Source organism: Streptomyces sp. TSRI0281 (assembly GCF_001905125.1).
Classification (GTDB): Bacteria; Actinomycetota; Actinomycetes; order Streptomycetales; family Streptomycetaceae; genus Streptomyces.
This window is the reverse complement of record NZ_LWLE01000015.1, coordinates 1-18275: the sequence shown is the minus strand read 5'-3', so window position 1 is coordinate 18275 and position 18275 is coordinate 1. Positions and strand designations below refer to the sequence as shown.

At 67.9% G+C, this 18275-nt stretch carries 11 protein-coding genes and 2 pseudogenes; 6 read left to right on the top strand and 7 right to left on the bottom strand.

Features of this window, described 5'->3' with window-relative positions:
- Positions 1–72 precede the first annotated feature (72 nt).
- The 5 genes and pseudogenes from A6A29_RS21945 to A6A29_RS21925 form a co-directional block, all read right to left on the bottom strand.
- The gene (locus A6A29_RS21945) at positions 73–918 is read right to left on the bottom strand and encodes an ABC transporter permease (RefSeq protein WP_073722184.1); all 846 of its coding nucleotides are present in this window, start codon (positions 916–918) and stop codon (positions 73–75) included.
- Positions 878–1702 (bottom strand): ABC transporter ATP-binding protein, encoded by an 825-nt coding sequence (locus tag A6A29_RS21940; protein ID WP_198953133.1) that lies wholly within the window; start codon positions 1700–1702, stop codon positions 878–880. Before A6A29_RS21940 ends, A6A29_RS21945 begins: the two co-directional genes overlap by 41 nt.
- 7 nt (positions 1703–1709) lie before the next feature.
- Positions 1710–2174: a MarR family winged helix-turn-helix transcriptional regulator gene (locus A6A29_RS21935; protein ID WP_073722180.1), complete on the bottom strand. Its 465-nt coding sequence runs from the start codon at positions 2172–2174 to the stop codon at positions 1710–1712.
- 89 nt (positions 2175–2263) lie between these two features.
- Entirely contained in the window at positions 2264–4111 is a 1848-nt protein-coding gene (locus A6A29_RS21930) for an APC family permease (RefSeq protein WP_241838608.1), read from the bottom strand.
- A 675-nt stretch (positions 4112–4786) separates the two neighbouring features.
- Positions 4787–5410, bottom strand: a pseudogene (locus tag A6A29_RS21925) (IS110 family transposase); the annotation flags it as partial.
- 657 nt (positions 5411–6067) lie between these two features.
- On the opposite strand from A6A29_RS21925, the gene A6A29_RS21920 reads away from it, so the two are divergent.
- The 3 genes and pseudogenes from A6A29_RS21920 to A6A29_RS43240 form a co-directional block, all read left to right on the top strand.
- Entirely contained in the window at positions 6068–6355 is a 288-nt protein-coding gene (locus tag A6A29_RS21920) for an ArsR/SmtB family transcription factor (RefSeq protein ID WP_198953132.1), read from the top strand.
- Entirely contained in the window at positions 6352–7536 is a 1185-nt protein-coding gene (locus tag A6A29_RS21915) for an MFS transporter (RefSeq protein WP_073722176.1), read from the top strand. Before A6A29_RS21920 ends, A6A29_RS21915 begins: the two co-directional genes overlap by 4 nt.
- Positions 7537–7661: 125 nt before the next feature.
- Positions 7662–8470 (top strand): annotated as a pseudogene (locus tag A6A29_RS43240) (site-specific integrase); the annotation flags it as partial.
- Between the two features lie 516 nt (positions 8471–8986).
- Here the strand turns inward: A6A29_RS43240 and A6A29_RS21905 are convergent.
- Positions 8987–9310 (bottom strand): hypothetical protein, encoded by a 324-nt coding sequence (locus tag A6A29_RS21905; RefSeq protein ID WP_143197030.1) that lies wholly within the window; start codon positions 9308–9310, stop codon positions 8987–8989.
- A gap of 110 nt (positions 9311–9420) precedes the next feature.
- Between A6A29_RS21905 and A6A29_RS48120 the strand changes: the two genes are divergently transcribed.
- The 3 genes from A6A29_RS48120 to A6A29_RS21885 all read left to right on the top strand — a co-directional run bounded on the left by A6A29_RS48120 (position 9421) and on the right by A6A29_RS21885 (position 15547).
- A protein-coding gene (locus A6A29_RS48120; RefSeq protein WP_443333358.1) for an IS630 family transposase occupies positions 9421–10520 on the top strand; the annotation gives its coding sequence in 2 pieces (ribosomal slippage) (positions 9421–9882 and positions 9885–10520; 1098 coding nt in all).
- A gap of 1038 nt (positions 10521–11558) precedes the next feature.
- Positions 11559–14348 carry an ATP-binding protein gene (locus tag A6A29_RS21890; protein ID WP_158074436.1) on the top strand — a complete coding sequence of 930 codons (2790 nt, stop codon included), beginning with the start codon at positions 11559–11561 and terminating at the stop codon, positions 14346–14348.
- Positions 14345–15547, top strand: a complete 1203-nt coding sequence (locus A6A29_RS21885; RefSeq protein ID WP_073722166.1) for a response regulator — start codon at positions 14345–14347, stop codon at positions 15545–15547. Before A6A29_RS21890 ends, A6A29_RS21885 begins: the two co-directional genes overlap by 4 nt.
- A 268-nt stretch (positions 15548–15815) precedes the next feature.
- Here A6A29_RS21885 and A6A29_RS21880 read toward each other — a convergent pair whose 3' ends face one another.
- Complete coding sequence (locus A6A29_RS21880) at positions 15816–18158, bottom strand: protein kinase domain-containing protein (RefSeq protein ID WP_143197029.1); 2343 nt, start codon at positions 18156–18158, stop codon at positions 15816–15818.
- Positions 18159–18275: the final 117 nt, after the last annotated feature.

Below are 18275 nucleotides of genomic sequence, written 5' to 3'. Positions count from 1 at the left end.
CCTCGGCGCGCGGACCGCCTTCCTCTTCGCTCCGCCCACCGGCCGATCCTTCACCGATGCGCCGGTGGGCCCTCAGCGGGCCAGCCGGCCCATCAGCGCCGAGGCGGAGACGATGCCCACGAGCGCCGCGAGACAGAGCACCCCGAGATCCAGGGGAAGGTGGGCCGGGGTGCCGATCAGCAGGCCGCGCAGGGCGTCCACCTCGTAGCTCAGCGGATTGGCCCGGCTCACCACTTGGAGCCAGCTCGGCATCAGGGCCACCGGATAGAGCGCGTTGGAGGCGAAGAACAGCGGCATGGTGATCGCCTGACCGATACCCATCAGCCGGTCCCGGGTGAGCACGATGCCGGCGATCGTCATCGACAGACAGGCGAAGAAGGCCGATCCCAGGACCACCACCAGCGCCACCCCCGCCAGACGCAGCGGATTCCAGGTGAGCCCGACCCCCAGTACCGCGGCGATGAGGATCACCACCACGGCCTGGATCAGCGCCTTCACACCGGCGGCGAACGCCTTGCCGGTGACGAGCGCGGACCGCGGGGTCGGGGTGACCAACAGCTTGTTCAGCACGCCCGCGTCGCGCTCCCAGATGATCTGGATGCCGTAGAAGATGGCGATGAACATCGCGGACTGGGCGATGATCCCCGGGGCGAGGAAGTCGAGGTAGGGCACGTGCCCCGTGGGTATCGCGCCGATCCGGGTGAAGGTCTCGCCGAAGATCAGCAGCCAGAGGGCCGGCTGGATCGCCCTGGTGTACAGCTCGGTCCGGTCGTGGCGGAGCTTCTGGAGCTCCACCGCGCACATCGCGGCCACCCGCGAGGGCAGCACGGACCAGCCGGTGCGCACCCGGGAGGGCTCGATGGGCAGCGGGCCGGGTTCAGCCGAGACGGGACGCCGTACGGCGTGTGCTGCGCACATCACTGAAATCGCCTCCCTCGTCGTCGTCGAGACCGTTGCCCGCGTAGTGGCGGAAGACGTCCTCCAGCGTGGGGGCGCGGCCGGCCGGAGCACGGCGCTCCAGCCCGGACTTCAGACTGTCCGGGGTGCCGAGGGCTCTGATCCGGCCCTGGTGCATCAGCGCGAGGCGGTCGCAGTACCGGTCCGCCTCGTCCATGGAGTGGGTGGTGACCAGGATGGTCATCCCGGTGGCGGCACGGGCCTGGTCGAGCCGCTCCCACACACTGGTACGGGCGATCGGATCGAGCCCGATGGTCGGTTCGTCCAGGATCAGCAGGCGGGGCGAACTCACCAGCGCCTGGGCGAGTTCGAGACGACGGACCATACCGCCGGAGTACGTACCCGCCATCCGGTCGGCCGCGTCCCCGAGACCGACGGCGTCGAGGGCCCGGGCCACCCGAGGGGGGCGTTCGCGGCGCGGTACGTCGTACACGCGGGCGAAGAGGGTGACGTTCTCCCGCCCGGTGAGGGCGGCGTCGGCGGAGAGCTGCTGCGGGACGTAGCCGAGCAGGCGGCGCACGCCCATCCGTTCCTTGGCCACATCGTGGCCGAAGACCCGGATCATCCCGGCCGGGACGGGGAGGAGCGTGGTGATCGCCCTGATCGTGGTGGTCTTGCCCGCGCCGTTGGGGCCGAGCAGTCCGAAGACCTCACCCGCGGTGACCGCGAAGTCCACATCGTCGACGGCGCGGGTGGCGCCGAAGCGGTAGACCAGCCCGGTGCATTCGATGGCGCTTGCGGTCATGGCCGGATCACCTCTGTGTTGGCGTACGCGATTCCTCATGGAGCAGGGCGGCGAGTCTGCGCAGCGCGGGCATGGCGGCGGTCAGTGCCGCCCGGTCCCGTGCGGACAGCTGCGGCCATCGCTCCCGGTAGACGGCGGCGCGTCGGTCGTCCCAGTCCCGCAGCCGTTCAGCGGCCTCGGGTGTGACGCACAGTGATGCGGCACGGGCGTCCTGCGGGTCCTGCTCCCTGACCATCAGTCCCAGCCCGGTGAGTTGGCGGATCAGGGTCGACACCGAGTTGTCGGCGAGGCGCAGTTCCCCGGCCGCCGCCGAGACGCGGATGCCGGGGTTCGCCTGGACCAGCCGGAGCAGTTCGGCCTGGGCCGCCGGCATCGGCGGGCCGGTCGGACCGCCGCGCAGGCTGCGCCGTACGAGCCGGTTGACGCCGGCCAGCAGGTCACCCAGTTCCCCCGGGATTCCCCTATCCGGCATATGCCCATATTACCTCTCATGCAGAGGTAGTCACGTGGGGCAATGGAGCCGCCCGGCCCGCTCGGCTGCCGCCGTCGGCCGACCGCGGACTACAGGTGGAAGGGCACGGTGGTGATGACGATCTTGGGGAGGGGGCGCAGGGCGCGGCGCAGGCGGGTGGCGGTGCGGCTGTGCAGGAGTTGGTGCCGTCGGTGCCGGGTGACGATCTCCGGAAGGATGACGGTGAGGGTGAGATCGGGGTGCTGCCGGTGGAGTGCTTCGATGTAGTGGACGAGCGGGGCGACCACGGCCCGGTAGGGGGAGATGACGATCTCCAGGGGCAGGTGGTCGCCCCACAGGGTCCAGTAGCCGCGGAAGCGCCGGGCCTCCTCCTCGGTGAGGCCGATGTGGAGGGCGAGGACGGGCTGCTGGAGCGAGGCCGCGTAGGCGAGGGCCCGCATACCGGCGAGGTCGAGCGCGGCGACGGCGACGACGGAGAGATGGTGGATCTCCTCCGGGAATTCCTCGTCCTCCCCGTTTCCGTCCGCAGGCGCGGCGCGCGTTTCGGGAGCGACGGGCGGCGGCTGTCCCGGCAGCGGCCCTTCCGCACTGTGCGCGGGCAGTTCGATGCTGTGCGGATGCAGTCGCAGGGCCGCGTGGGCGGCATCGTAGTGACGGCGGATCCGTGTGGTCACCAGCAGGAAGAGGACGACGGCGACGATGGCCACCCACGCCCCGGAGGTGAACTTGCTGATGCCCGCAGTGATGAAGACCACGGCCGACAGCAGACCGCCCGTGGCGTTGAAGAACAGGCTCTTGCGCCAGTGGCGGTCACGCAGCCGCCACCAGTGGACGACCATCCCCGTCTGCGAGAGCGTGAAGGCGAGGAAGACCCCGACGGCGTACAGCGGAATCAGCGCCCCGGTCAAACCGTCGAACGCCACGAACACCAGGGCGGCGGCCAGCGAGAGCAGGACGATCCCGTTGCTGTAGGCGAGGCGGTCGCCCATGCGCATGAACACCCGCGGCGCGTAGCCGTCGCGCGCCAGCAGGGAGAGCACCCGGGGAAAATCGTTGTACGCGGTGTTCGCGGCCAGCAGCAGTACCGCGGCGGTGGCCGCCTGGATGAAGACATACATCCACCCCGAACCGAAGCTCAGACGGGCGAGCTGGGAGAGCACGGTCTCCTGCTCCCTGGGCACCACCCCGGCGAGATGGACGAGGACCACGATCCCGGCGAACATCGTGATGAGGAGCGACACCATCCACGTCAGGGTCGTACGGGCGTTGCGCCATTCGACGGTCTTGAACGCCGGTACCGCGTTGGAGATCGCCTCGATGCCGGTCATCGCCGTGGCACCGGAGGAGAAGGCCCGCATGATCAGCAGCAGGCCGACGGTCTCGGTGACAGCCAGTGCCGGGGCCGGGCGCGGCTCGAATCCCCGGCCTGCGGAGTCCGCCAGACCGAAGGCGATCAGCGCGAACATCGCGACGATGAAGGCGTAGGTCGGGGCCGCGAACAGGGCTCCGGCCTGCCGGACCCCACGCAAGTTCCCCGCCAGGAGAAGGACGACCACTCCGACACCCATGGGTACCGTGGCGGAGGCCAGTGAGGGGAGCGCCGAAGTGATCGCCGCGATCCCCGAGGCGATCGACACGGCCACGGTGAGGATGTAGTCGGTCATCAGCCCGGCGGCGGCCATCAGTCCGGGCACCGGGCCCAGATTGTCGCTCGCGACGATGTACGACCCGCCGCCGTGCGGATAGGCCCGGATAGTCTGACGGTACGACAGCCCCACCGCGAACATCAGGAACACGATCGCCGCGGCGACCGGAAACGAGTACGTGAGCCCCGCCGTACCGGCCAGCACGAGGACCGCGAGCATCGCCTCCGGGCCGTAGGCGACCGACGACAACGCGTCGGCCGACAGCACCGGCAGCGCCAGCGCCTTGCGCATCCGCTCGGTCACCAGCGCGGAACTCTTCAGCGCCGCACCCAGCAGCACCCGCCGGGCCCGCACCCCCGCACGACCCGGGCGTCCCGCGGGCAGCTCCTCCGTATCGACCTGTTCTCCCGCCGTGCGTGGCCCCAGCGCGGAGATGCTCACCAGACGCCCGAACCCGGCCGGCTGGATCTCCGCCACGGGCGGGAACCTCCCCAGGTCGGGATCGACCGGCAGGGCACGGCGCCACACCTCCGGAGCCGCCGACACCCGCCCCCATTCCCGCCCCACCCGCCGCAGCACCCGCAGTTGCTCCTCGCCCAGTCCGGGCGCCCCCGCGGCCGGGCCCGGCGGACCGGCCGAGCCCGCACCTCCACCACTCCGTGCATCCGTCACAGTGCGCAGTGTGACGGAACGCGAGTGCGGACAGGGTGCGACATGACGGTCGGCGGCCCTTCACCGGGCCAAGGACTGTCCCGCAATCCCCGGCGGGCGCGCGGGGCGGGAAGCGAGCGTCTTTCCCTTGACCCGGATGGTTCGGCGCGAGGCTCGCTCCCCCGGACCGGTCGGCGGCGTCGGTCACATGCCGAGCGAGGTAGGCGTGCCGGTTAGCGGCCGCACGTGCCTGCCGGCACGCGGACATGCCCTATACGCCCCGCGCGCGTGACGTCGCACGGCGTCCAGGTGAAGTGGTGCCCGCCGGGCCCGGAGGGCAACCGGCCGGTCAGCCGCGGCCGTGCGGCGAGCGTGGCAAGCCAGGCACCGGGGGCGAACGGCACCGGGGGCTCGACGCGGGCCGAGCACGCGCTCCAGCGAGGGGTGGAACTGGGTGAGCAGGCCGCGTATCCGGTTGCTGGTGCGGGTCGCCTCGGCCGCGAGGTCCTGGTCGAAGCCGGTCAGCACCGTGAGCTCGGCGGTGATCTCGTCGGTCAGCTCCAGCGACCGCAGCGTGTGGGGCATCGTCCGGGCGGCGTCCGCGATCACCGCGGCGTCCTTCGCGTCGGTCTTCGCCTCGCCCGGGTAGAGGTCGGCGATCCGGCGCATCGCGAGTCCGGGCAGGTAGGCGACCTGGCAGCCGGCGTCGCGGGCGACGGTCAGGGGCAGGGCGCCGATCGAGGCGGGCTGGTCCACGATCACCAGGACGGTGCCGAACTTGGCCCTGAGTTTGTCGAAGACGGCCCGCAGTTTCGGTTCACTGTTGGGCATCGCCTTGTCGAAGACCTTCTTCCCGCCCGGGGTGAGCCCGTGACCGTGATGGGCCGTCTTGCCGACGTCCATCCCGAGGAAGACGCCCACGCCTTCGATGTCGAACATCGCACCCTCTCCAGGTCGTTGACCATGCCGGCCTCGGCAACGGCACCGTGCTCGCGCATCCACGTTATGCAGACCTGCCGCCCACGTCTCTGCCCGGCATTGCGCCGGACCGGGCGGTGGCCGGGTCTCTCATCAGCGTCTCCGACAGCACCCCACGGACCCGGCGACACCACCCCCCAGGTCATGCCTTCGACAGAGGGGACACAGTCATACCGGGCCCGGAGGCCAGCGGTCCCATTGCAGGACCGCGAAAAAGATAACGGGGGACGCGGGTGTGCAGTTCCTTGAGCGCCAGTGCCACGTCGGCGATGGAGCCGTGAGCTTGGAGCGGAACCTCGTCCCAGAGCGTGGCTACTCGCCCAGCGCGCTCGACAGGCTGGCCGACGTCGAAGGGCACGATGGCGCGGACGTCATTGTCCGCGAGCCAACCCGCGACGCGAACCTCCCGCACCGCGGTCGCCCGCCGACCGGCGGGCGACCGTCTCACGATGACGCCCGCCGTCGGTAGTCGCCGGCCCATCTCGGCTTGCTCACCCAACTCAATCGTGCCAGAATTCCCGCACGATTATTGTGCGACTATTTTCGAACGATTGAGGATGACCGTTGCCCCCGCGGACCTATCACCACCCAGATACTGACGAGATCGCGATCCCGCGCGTGCTCTTCGCCCTCAGCGAGCCGCTGCGGCTGAACATGGTGCGCATGCTCGCCGAGCAGGGCGAGACCGACAGCATCGACCTCGGCCCCGAACTGCCGCGCTCGACGCTGACCCACCACACGAGCCTGTTGCGCGAGTCCGGCGTGGTCTTCGTGCGCGCCGAGGGCCGCAAGTGCATGATCCGGCTGCGCGAGGATGACCTCGAAGCGCGCTTCCCGGGCCTGCTCGGCACGGTGCTCACCGGCTACGAGAGCGCCGCCGACGACCGCGGGGAGGCCGACGCATGATCCGCAAGGTGTGGCCCCTGGTCGTCGCCGCCGTCTCGCTGGGGGTTGACGCGTACGTGGTCGCGGGCGTCCTTCCCCGGATCGCCGACTCGCTGACGAGCACGGTGTCGATGATCGGCCTGGGCGTCACGGCGTTCACCGCCGCCTACGCGGTCGCCGGGCCACTGCTGTCGGGAAGGCTTACCCGCGGCAGCACGGCACGGGCGCTGCTCATCGCCCTCGGGCTGTTCAACCTCGGCAACCTCGTCACCACGGTCGCGCCGGGCATCGAGGTCTTCCTCGCCTCGCGCGTGGTGGCCGGCGTGGGCGCGGGCATCCTCACGGCCGTGGCGACCGCCACTGCCGCCGCGATGGTCGCCGACCACGAACGGGGCCGCGCCATGTCCCTGGTGACCTTCGGGCTTTCCACGGGCACCGTCGCGGGCGTGCCGGTCGGGATGATCATCGGCCAGAACGCCGGGTGGCGCTGGACCATGGCCCTGGTCGTGCTCATCGGCGTGGTCAGCATGGCGGCGCTGGCCTTCCGCGCGAAGACGCTCCCCCGTCTCGACTCGGCGGCGGGCGGGTCCGCGTTCACGGTGCTGCGATCGAGCCGGACCAGTGTCGGCGTCGCGGCCGCCTTCCTTCTGGGCGTCGCGAGCCTGGGCCTCTACACCTACCTGTTGCCCATGGCCGAGGGCCGCGGGCTCGGGGACCTGGGCTTTGCCCTGGTCTGGGCCTGGGGCATCGGCGGCGTCACCGGCTCCGCACTGATCGGCAAGCCGCTCGACCGCTACGGCCCCAAGACGCTGCTGGTCGCGCTGCCCGCCCTGCTGGCGCTGAGCTTTGCCGCAGCGTGGCTTTCCTCTTCGCCGACCGTGTGGCTGATCGCGGCTGCGGTCTGGGGCGCGGCCGGCTGGGCGAGCGTCCCGACGCTGCAGCAGACGCTCACCGCGGACCGGCCCGCGCGGGCGATGCCCATCATCGCGTTCCAGATGGCCGCGATGTACCTGGGCTCCGCGGTCGGAGCTGCCCTCGGCGGCGCGTTGCTCACCGCGGGCACCAGCCCGGCCGACCTCGCAGCCTGGGCGCTCGCTCCTGCCGTTCTTGCCGTGGCGCTCACCAGCTGGATCGCGACCCGCGCTGCGGCACGTCAGGCGTCAGAACCGGCACAGACAGCTGCCTGCGAGAGCGCAGCATGACCAAGGTCTCGAACAGCTCCGCTGAACGGCTGCGCCTCCGTTTCGGAACGCGTCATCGTGTACAGCGCGCTCGACGTTGACGAATGGCTGCACAGCCACCGGACCGTCCCGCGCCGAGAAGGCTGATGGCCGAGAAACCCATTGTTCCGGTCGGCGTTCCACTCTCCACCGACATCGACTACCGCCCCGATCGGCTCAACCCCTACCGCGCACGAGCGCGGGTTCGATCCGGCCACGAAGCGGCGCCTGTCCCTGTCAGCAGGAAAGGCGGACGAGGATGAAGCGCAGGAGTGGCTCCAGTCCATCATCGAAGCCGCTGGGGCAGGGCTGTCCCCCTCGCTCGCCACCATGAAGCTCGCCGAATACGGCAACGCGAACATGGACCTCGCCCTGCGCAGCCTGGAGCTGAAAACACTCGACCCCTACCTGTCAGGCCGGCGGATGCGTGTCGTGCCGAGACGTGGTCGTCTTCGCCGCGTGCACCGCCGCACGGATCGGAGGGACCTCAGGCTGCCGCGTCGGAGCCATCGACACCACCCAGTGGATCTGGACCGTGCGACGCCAGACCACCCCCGCGCCCGGCGGGCTGACCGACAAGGGCACCAAGGGCAAGCGTGCCCGCAAGGTTCCCATCGGCGAGGAGATCCGCCCCCTCGCCGCCCAGCCCATCCTGTCCACCGACCCCAATCCCTACGCCCGCCCGTTCACGGGCCCGCGAGGCGGACACATTTCCACCGCCGTCCTGCGCGACGCCACACACTGGGACGACGTGGTCACCAAGCTCGGCTACAAGCATCTATGCCGCCATGACCTCCGGCACACCGGATTGCACGCCCTCCGCAGGATCGCCGGTCGCGGTTCGCAGACCACCATCCAGCGCTACCCGCACCCGGACATACACAAAGTCACGGCCGCAGGGGCGGCGCTCCCTGCAGGGCCCGATCTCCATGACCCACTGACGCCGGTCAAGGGCGCCGGTCCCCAACTGGTCCCCAAAAACGGTCAAGGGCCGGTTTCGGATTTCTCCGAAACCGGCCCTGATCTGCGACTGTCTCCAGTCGGGACGACAGGATTTGAACCTGCGCCCCCTTGACCCCCAGGAGTAGGGACCAAGGGTATTTTCTGGACATAACAGACTTAATCGGGGCGGATAATGTGCACAGCAGGCTCCGTCGTGCACCATCGCGCACACCGTGTGGTCCCCAACTGGTCCCCAAGTCGCCCCCGTGGAACCCGGCAACGCGACCCAGACCTCGCCGCACTCTCACAAGGCTGACACCACCGCTCCTCCGACCACTCACTCATTGCACAACAGCCGCGACTTCGAACTGCCTCATCTAGCGGACCCCGTCCCCCCGGTGCGGTCACGCATCACGTCTGGCCGTCCCAATGGTGGGTGGGCGGCTGCTCCACCGCGACTGAGATGCCCGCCTGTCGGCGGAGCCCTGGCTCACTGGTCCCAGCTCTCGTCACCGACGGCATGAGCGGCGAAGTCGCGGATGGCGTCTTCGACTTCGATCTGGTGTTCTCGGTCGAGCTTGCGGAAATTGGCCTCGAACTCGTCCTCCGGCATCGCCTCAAGGCTGGCGGACAGGGTGACGACTAGCTGTTCCTGCTCGTCGAAGCTCAGCTCCTCCGTAGCCAGATGCCCAACTCGTGGATGACCGGGCTGCTCATGGACAGACCCCCGGAGTGTCACGCCGCCCTCTTCGTCGTCCAACGCCGCGTGCAGCACGCTCATCAGTGCGCGCTCGGTTGCTCGTTCCTCGTCCACCTCCACACTCTCCCAACCCTCCGCATAGCCAGGTACGTTGGTTACTGACGCTGAACTCGTGGTGTCGTAAGGGGTGACGGCTGGCCGGTGGCTGCGGTATCACCGGAGTCATGCGGTATCCACAAGGGGGCGGGCTGACCGCCGAACGACAGCAGTTCCGCGAGGAGTTACGGCTCAAGGCGGCCGAGCGGTTCGCCCTGGGCGAGGGCAGTACCGCGATCGCCAGAGATCTGCGGGTCAGTGTCCGATCGGTCCAGCGATGGCGTCACGCGTGGGCCGAGGGCGGTCCGCGATCCTTGCGGTCGCAGGGGCCGGCGTCGCTGCCGAGGCTGAGCGATCAGCAGTTCGCTCAGCTTGAGGCGGAGCTGGCCAAGGGGCCGGCCGCGCATGGCTGGGAGGACCAGCGCTGGACGCTGGCCCGGGTCAAGACGGTGATCGGCCGGCGCTTCCACCTGACGTACACGATCCAGGGCGTGCGGAAGCTGTTGGTGCGCAACGGCTGGTCCTGCCAGGTCCCGGCCCGCAGAGCGATGGAGCGGAACGACGATGCGGTCGCGGGGTGGGTCAAGGAGGTGTGGCCCCGCGCGGAAGGCTCGCGGCGGCCCGTGGAGCCTGGCTCGTCTTCGAAGACGAAGCTGGCTTCTCCATGACGCCGCCGCACGCGAAGACATGGTCGCCACGCGGCCGCACCCCGGTAGTCCGGGTCCGCGGACGTTCCCGCAGGCGCATATCCATAGCCGCGCTGACCTGCTACAAACCCGGACACCGGTCAAGGCTGATCTACCGGCCCCGTCGCGACGACGGCAACCGTGACGGGCGCAAGAGCTTCTCCTGGCGCGACTACCGGGACCTGCTGATCGCCGCCCACCAGCAGCTCGACGGCCCCACCGTGCTCATCTGGGACAACCTCAACGTCCACAAGGCAGCCGCCTTGAGAAAGTTCGCCGAAACCCGCGACTGGCTGACCATCTACTACCTGCCGCCCTACGCACCCGACCTCAACCCCGTCGAAGGCATCTGGTCACTCCTACGGCGCGGATGGCTCTCCAACGTCGCTTTCAGCACCCCAGAACACCTCGTCCAGACCGTCCGACGCGGCCTGCGGCACATCCAATACCGCAGCCACCTCATAGACGGCTGTCTCACCGAGACCGGCCTCCATCCGACCTGCCTGACCAGCAGCACGACATCCCGAGTTCAACCTCAGTAGGACCCAGGTCAGAGGGCACGCAGCACACAGCAAGCGCCGACGATCCGTCATCAGCGGGCCAGCCGGCGCCACAGGCCCCGACACACTCCGGAACGCCCACGATGCGGGCGAAATCCCTCGTTGCCACCCCGAAAGACAACGCGCAAGCTCACCCACGCGTGTACTTCAGCGCGGGCGCCCTGCTACACGCGCGCAGCATTCAGACCGTGGTCGTTTCGCGACTGGCGACACTTTCGTGAGGCGCGGCTGTCTCCCTCTGGCGCGCCACAGGGGCTGGGCGCTCGCCGACAGCAACTTGACCGGGTACAGCAATTCCAGCACCTGACGGACGCGGCAACGCCGTCGGTGGTTCGCGTGAACATTGAGACCCAGGGGCGTGCTCTCCAGCACCGGCACGTCTTCCTCCTGGGTCGACTCCGGAGCTGCGGATGAGCCAGGGGGACCAGGACGAGGCGAAAGGGCCAACGCACTTCGCGTGCTTCTAGATCCCGCTGGAGGCGGCACACATTCTCCAGTCGGCCAGGGCGCCCTGTTGGGCCGCCCGACCGGCAAGCTCACTCGCACAAGATGCACCGCCCGGAGCCTCTTGCGCGTATGTGTCCACGCCGATCTCGTACGCGCCGGGGTCGGGACGAGGTGGCCGCGATACTTCCGTTGCCACAGCATATCGCGAAGACCCTCCGGCGACGGAACCGGTCATGGAGCCGCGCCGGCTTGGCAACATTGCTTGTGCCAAGCGAAGTTCGAGACCATCCCACTGCTCCTCGGCCATACTGTTTCGTGGGGAGCTGACGGACCAACGGGGGTGGGTTGTATATGACGACCGTTGAGAATGATCGGAGCCGGGCACGCCTTGGCGTGCTTGAACTTTCCGTTGAAACGCGAGTCCGGGAGGCTGCGCCAGCGTTCGAGCACCTGGACGCTCTGGGACTTCCCGCCCTGAGAGACGGGGCACGAAACGCGATCGCCGTGGCATTGGTACACAGGTCGTACCTCTACGAGAGCCGGGCGGCGCTACCAGGTGTCGCACAGTCCTCCTTGGACGCTCTCAGCAGACTGGGCGGTGCGTTCCTGTGGAAGACGGCCGCGGTGGAGCGGTACCGCCGTGCCGCGAATCCCACCTCGGGGACGATGAGCAAGGATGTGGCCCGGATTGTCGCTACTTTTCCGGCCTGGACCGCATGTCAGGAGTGGCTCGGAAAGTCCGCGGCCCTGAGCATCGGACTCGACAGAAATACGCTTCCGCCGAAGGTCACTACTCTTCTGTGCCAACAACTCATCGGTGTGCTGTGCCTGGAAGGCGAGGAAGAAGTAGCCAGACGGCTGCTCGAGGAGCACCTGGCCACGCAGCAGCGCGAGATCGCATCCAGCATCAACGACCCGAAAACCGCCCTGTATGAGGTTGTGGGCCACGCAGCGTTGACCTGGGAGTACGTGCGCGGTGGCCCCGAGCATGCCCCTGCCTTCCGGGCCGTTGTCACTGACACGCGTCGGCGGACCGGCAAGGGAAGCGGCAGCAGCAAGAAGGCCGCCAGTCAGCTGGCAGCGCTCGACTTCCTGCAACGACACGTGCCTCAGGTCCTTGCGGCGCGGGACACCGCTGTCTCACCGCCTCCGCGCGCCCAGGAGATCCCCGCATCGCGCGCCCATGTAGGGACCGTGCGGCACCTTGAGGCGCTCTTTTCACTTCCTGAGACGTCACGCCCCTTGCTCTCCCAAGCACTCGTACACGCATCATGGGCGTACGAAAATGGCCACCAGATGGAGAGATACCGCCAGCAGGACTATCAGGCCCTTGCCTACCTAGGGTCGCAGATACTTGGCTACGAGCATCTGCTCGCCACTGCACGACGCATTGTCGTAACGCCCCCCGCCGAATTCGCCTTCGTCACTCTCCCCAACGATGTGTACAACACCGCCTTCCATGAGGTCGGGTTAGCATCAGGGCTGCTCCTCGGTGCAGGCCAGCGATCACTCGGCATACCCCTGGAAATTGGGGCCGACTCCTTCCAAGCCGTCATCGGCGCAGTCTCCGAGGCCGGGGGCTTCCAGGGATCGCTTGCCGACTGCTGGCCGAAAGAATGGGCCCCGACATGGCAGTTGGTGGCACCAAGCGCGCCACGACCGGTCGAACCCACGACGCGTCTGGGCCGCACGGCCAGCATCATGAAGCTCCCCGTGACCTACGAGCACAAGGTCACCGGGCCGGACCACCTGCAACGGTTCACGGCGGTCGCCGTTCTGCCCAGCGAGGCGCTGGGCGTCACGCTCAAAACGGAGGGCACTGCCGTTCCGGGCAAGGTACCCGCGAAGCACAGCGCGTCATTGGCTGTGCTGGGTGTCCTCGACCGACTCGCCGACGGATCCCCGGCCCGCTCCTTTGACGGCGCCAAGGAGAAGGATCGGTCCCTCGCCCGGTTTCTCCTCGCCCAGCAGGCCTATATACTCGACGCCGCTCCAGTTCCAACGCAACGATGGATCGACGCACGCCTATTCGGGCTTCATCTCGCCTCGGATGCTCCGGTGCTGCTCCAGTGGGCAGTTGGCGTGGATGAGCTGCTGGGCCTCGACCTTCCCCTGCAACTCGGCAGTCACCTGCGGAACGCATTCCGGAAGGCCGTGGAGAAGCCCGCTGTCCCAGACCACCTCAACACCGTCCTGGCGCGAGCGATAGACATCCTGGAGCGGATCGAGACCCCTGAAAACATCACCACGGCGCATGTACGTCACCTGGTGCAGTTGTGCGACGTGTACCGGTGCCTCGGCTCCGACGACCCTGACATCCTTCTGCCCGATCTCGCCGACGACTGGCGGATGCTTCACCGGGACCGGCTTGAGACCCTGCCGTCGCTTCCTCCTGTCCAGATCTCCGGTCGGGCACGAGCAGTCTTCGACGCCGCACTGTCCACCCTCGTCTCAGGTGGGGGTGAAACCTCCGTCGAGGTCCTCGCAGAGCGGCCGCTGCGACTGGGATTCCGGTCGACTCAACCACCGTCGCTTACCATCCTGGAGGACGTGTGCTCGCTCTGGTCCACAGCCAGCAGGGCGATCACCGTAGAGGCGACCGAACAGGGCATCGATGTGATCGTCGCCATGACCGAGGCCCCGCCCCAACCGGGTCCGATCACCCAAGCCGTCATGGCCGCACTCCAACCGAGCCCCGAACCATATCGGGCAGCCGTGGCGGACCTCCTGCACGATCTGAAGAACCAACTTGTCGCCGGCCGCCTCGCTAACTCCCAACCCGCTGAGAGCCGTACGGCCCGCCTGCAGCAACAACTCGCCGCGAGCCGGCACCTCGACGAGGCACACACCCTCGCGCTACGCCTGCGCGCAGCAACTTCGATGCTCACGTCAGCGGGCACCGAGAGCGTCGAGCTCGGAGCCTTCCTGCGCCACTATGCCGGAGCAATCCTCACCCGACTTCCTGCCAGCATCTCGCTGTCGATTCCCACGGCCAAGAGCACCGTCCACGTCGCACTGGGCGCACGAGCCCTGACCGCCATCTTCGACAACCTGATCGGCAACGCGATCGAAGCGCTGCGCAACGGCGGGGCCATCACCCTGGACTGGACCGCCGATGATTACGAAGCCGCCGTCGAAATCTCCGACGACGGCCCCGGACTTCCAACAGACATCGCCTCCGCCCTGAACTCGGGCAAGCGAATCCGCAGCACGAAAGCCGGAGGCAACGGCCTTGGCCTCCTCGGAGTCCGCTCGCTCCTCGCCAAGGTCGGCGGACAACTCAGCCTCATCGCCACGCCCTCCGGCACCGCGTGGCTCACCACCCTGCCACTCACTACCTCTACGCCAACGGAGTCCGCATGACCCAGAGGCTGGCCAACCTGCGCATCCTCGTTGCCGACGACCAGATGGACGTGGCCCGCACTCTGTGCCGACCGCTGCACAAGGAAGGCGCTCGCCTGCGCTTCGCCGCAGACGGCCACACCGCTCTGCAGGAGATTGGCACCCACCCGTTCGACCTCCTGCTGATCGATATGAAGATGCCGCCCGAGGAATGGGGTGGTCTGTGGCTTCTACGGCAGCTCAAAGAGCAGAAATGCCGCATTCCCAGCCTCGTACTGTCCGGAGAAGGCTCGAAGCAACAGGTCATCGAGGCGCTCCGCCTCGATGCAGTCGACTGGGTCGTCAAGGACGCCGCCGGAGAAGAACTGCTGGACCGATGCGCAGCGACCGTCACCGATCGTTTGGGCGAATCCCTAGAACTCGCCACCCACCGCCTGCCGACTCCCCTGGCTCATCGCTTTGCCAGGTATGCCCGAGCCGCCGATCCTGACAAGAAGATCCGCGAGGGCCTGCACACGCTGGAGTCGATACTGCGCTTCGTCGCCGTTCTGGGGCTCAGCAGCACCCCGCCCGCACCGCTGCGGGGGATCACGCCGGATCGGCTGGCAGCCCCGAGCATGGGCACCTGGTTCGACATCTGCACCGCTCTCGCGATCCTGCCCGATTCGGGCAGCGATTTCCGGCGAGTACATTCCTGGATCACCCCGGAGCGAGCTGATCACCAGCCGGTACAGAGCCTCATCTCTGTACGCAATGCCCTCGCGCACGGCCGGGACACACCCACAGCGGACCAGGCTGACCAACTCGACAAACTGCTACGCCGATTCGCGCACCGCGCAGCATCCTCCTGGCGCGCCGATCTCGTAGTGCCCACCTCCATGACCTACGACGGCAACCAATACACCCTTGAGGTACTCACACTTCAAGGGGTCGGAAAGCCGGCCCCCAACACGGTGTCGTCTCCCGCACCGGTGATCACGGGACAGCCAATCCTCGCTTCCCGCGAAGGCACCCTGCGGTCCTTGACTCCGTGGCTACTGGCCCACACGGAACCCGCCACAGGCACCGTACGCTGCCTGCAATTCGACGGTCTCCAACGCGCCAAAGAGGGTCTGGCGCCTGAAACTCCCTTCCGGTACGCGCCAACAGATGACGGCAGGGGCCTCCCGTCCGTCCACCACTCCCAAGCGCGCTGGCTGGCCCTGTCCCGGTGGACGTAACCCCAGCCGACACCCCATCAGTGTTCTCGGATGCCCCAGCCTTCGTCGGATCCGGTCTGCTTGGCCCAGCGCCAAGGGCCCTCCCACTCGGACGCGGGTGGAGTCTTGCGGCAGGCTTCCACCGACCCGGCCCACGAGCTGGCCTGGAACCACTCGTGGTACTTGGCCCTCGGCCCCGGCCCAACAGTCTGCCGTGAGGGACTCACCGCGTGCAGTGCGTCCGACGCAAGGCGCAGGGAGCCCAGGCAGTCTCCCCTCCGCCCCCGAGTCACCGCAGTCCGGGCGGGGACGGGCGGACCGCGTCGGCCTTTGAGGGGGCGGGACTTGCGTCGCCAAGCTGTGTCAGCGCGGCTCGGATTCTGTGGTCGACCTGGACGTCGTTGGCGAGGTGACTGAGGTGTTGTGCGCAGGTGGGGTGTTGGCGCAGTATCGAGGCGACCGAGCTGGCGCTGTCCCCCGTCAAGGTGCGAAGCCACGCCGCGATGTCCTTCTGGGGTCCCCACTGATCCCAGTTGGCATCCCACTCGAAGGCCCCGCTACAGCACTCCTCGAGAAGGTCGAGCGCACCGCTCACTGCCGCCCGCTGCGCAATTTGAATCAGCCACATGATGGTGGCGTCAACTTCCCCCCGTTCAGGAGACCTGTGTGTACCCAGGAGCGCAGCCATCGCGCGGACGATGTCGATGGCACGCTGAGCATCGGCCAGCAGCGCCGGCAGGAGAAACTGCAAGGGCAGTTCGACCAGCAGGTCGCAGTAGAGCGGGGCGTCATCGGTATGTCTCGCGGCCAACGCAATCAACTCGTGTGCAGCGGTGGCAGAGCCTGATTCCATGTCACGCTGAAGGGCCTGCGCCTTCAAGAAGGCTGACTGCGTTGGGGGCTGAGTCTCCTGGATGACCAGCTGGCGCAGCGCCTGGACAGTGGGAGGCCGGCGAGCGGGATCGGTCTGTGTGGCCTGCCGAACGACACTTCTCCACTGCCCTGCCGGGGGCACGAGCGGCACGTTGATCGCGGGCATCTTTCCGGTCACGGCCCAGCCAATTAGCTGACCGATGCTGTACACATCGGCGGCGTCTGTAGCGCCGTGTGCGTCGACGGAGAGTTCCGGAGCAGCAAAACCGTCCGAGCCGAACCGTACGCCGACGCGGGTGCGCTGCGGGTCCGTGGTCTGTCCGCGCGGGCGTCGGGCGATGCCCCAGTCCGCGAGGACCCAACGGCCTTCGTGCATGAGCACATTGGCAGGTTTGATGTCTCGGTGGACCCACCCTGCCTCGTGGGTGGCGGACAACACCGAGCACAGGGCGTCGACGAGTTTCCTCAGTTCCGATGGTTCGGCGAGCTGGTCCCTGCGCTGCTCGGCCGTGAAGGGAGCGTAGGGCATGACGAACCAGGTGTGGCCTGGGTCCGCATCCAAGATCGGCATGGCATGCGGGTGCCCATCGAGCCATCGGCCCAGGGTAATTTCGCGCTTCATCCGGGCGCGTTTGCGCTCGGGCGGGTTCCGGTCGCGGAGCTTCTTGAGCACCACTTTGGCACCCGTCGGTTTGTGTATCGCGCGAAATACGTCTGCTTGACCGCCGTCAGCGAACGGCAGTCGTTCACAGGCATAGTCCTTGCGCTCTCCGCGGGCCAGACGTCGCACCCGCGCTGCGTCATCGGCCGCCGCCGAGGAGGTCGAGTTCCACAGCGCAGGGCTGTGCCGGGAGCCGAACATTGGATCCGGGTCCTCTCGCGCGGCAACGTCTCCGGTCGACGCGCCGGATGCCGCCCGATCTGCCAAGCGACTGGCTCGATAGACCGGGTATCCGCTGATCACGGTCGCGGGCTCCAGAATGTAGCCGTCAGGAGCCAGCACCGTATTGAGCACGGTCACGAGATGCGCGACCTCCTGCTCGTCCGTGCGCACAGTAGGGTGAACGGTCTCACTGAGAAATCGAAGCAACGTCTCGTCCGGGCCGCGCCCCAGGCCAAACCGGTCGTCGCTGAAGATCCAGTCGTTGTCCCAGTCGTCGTTGGCGTAGCGGTGCTTGGCGATGTCTTCTCGTGCCGTCGCGAAACGGGAGTCGTGGCTCGGCAAGGCATCGAGGTCGTACAGGCGCTCGAGGAACGAGAGGTCGCCCAGCCCTCCCGTCCAATCGGTCGTGCTCAGGGCCTCGGCGATGCGACGCCGCGACACCTCCGTGAGCGCCACCCTAAGGTTGCCCGTGCGAGACGAGCCCTGGGTAGGGACTGCTGGTGTCAAGGTGCCCGGAATCTCGGTGATGCGGCCGCGTTCATCGATCTGCAGGCCGTCTTGCTGCATGCGCTCCGCCAGATCGTCCAGCCAGGGTCCGCTCCACCCTTCCCGCAGTCCGGTCCGAATCATGTCCTCGAACACACGCAACGCCCTGGTCACGTGGCCGCGGTCGGTCCAGTCAACGGCTGCAGCGTAGGACTCGAAGTTGGTGCGGCGGACGCTTGAGTCTGTGTACCGAAGTTCGTCGTCGGGGATGGGGGCGAAGTTGTGGCTCTGCCACGCCTCGGCAATCGTACGAAGAGTCAAGTTTGTAGCCAGCGAGCGGAACTTCATCCGGGTGCCGGGACTGACCAGTTCTCTGTGACGCGTCGGCATGGAAACAAGGATACGACTGCTCACGCCAACTGCGGAGCGTCCCCCAGGCGATCCTGTCGGCTAGTAGGGCTTTGTTAGGTGGTGTCGTAGGGCTGCCATGGGGTGGGTTGTCGGCAG

Coding starts and splice junctions, on each gene's coding strand:
- A6A29_RS21915 (WP_073722176.1), top strand. CDS start 6,352: ATGATCCGCAAGGTGTGGCCCCTGGTCGTCGCCGCCGTCTCGCTGGGG.
- A6A29_RS21935 (WP_073722180.1), bottom strand. CDS start 2,174: ATGCCGGATAGGGGAATCCCGGGGGAACTGGGTGACCTGCTGGCCGGC.
- A6A29_RS21885 (WP_073722166.1), top strand. CDS start 14,345: ATGACCCAGAGGCTGGCCAACCTGCGCATCCTCGTTGCCGACGACCAG.
- A6A29_RS21930 (WP_241838608.1), bottom strand. CDS start 4,111: ATGCGCAAGGCGCTGGCGCTGCCGGTGCTGTCGGCCGACGCGTTGTCG.
- A6A29_RS21880 (WP_143197029.1), bottom strand. CDS start 18,158: ATGCCGACGCGTCACAGAGAACTGGTCAGTCCCGGCACCCGGATGAAG.
- A6A29_RS21940 (WP_198953133.1), bottom strand. CDS start 1,702: ATGACCGCAAGCGCCATCGAATGCACCGGGCTGGTCTACCGCTTCGGC.
- A6A29_RS21945 (WP_073722184.1), bottom strand. CDS start 918: ATGTGCGCAGCACACGCCGTACGGCGTCCCGTCTCGGCTGAACCCGGC.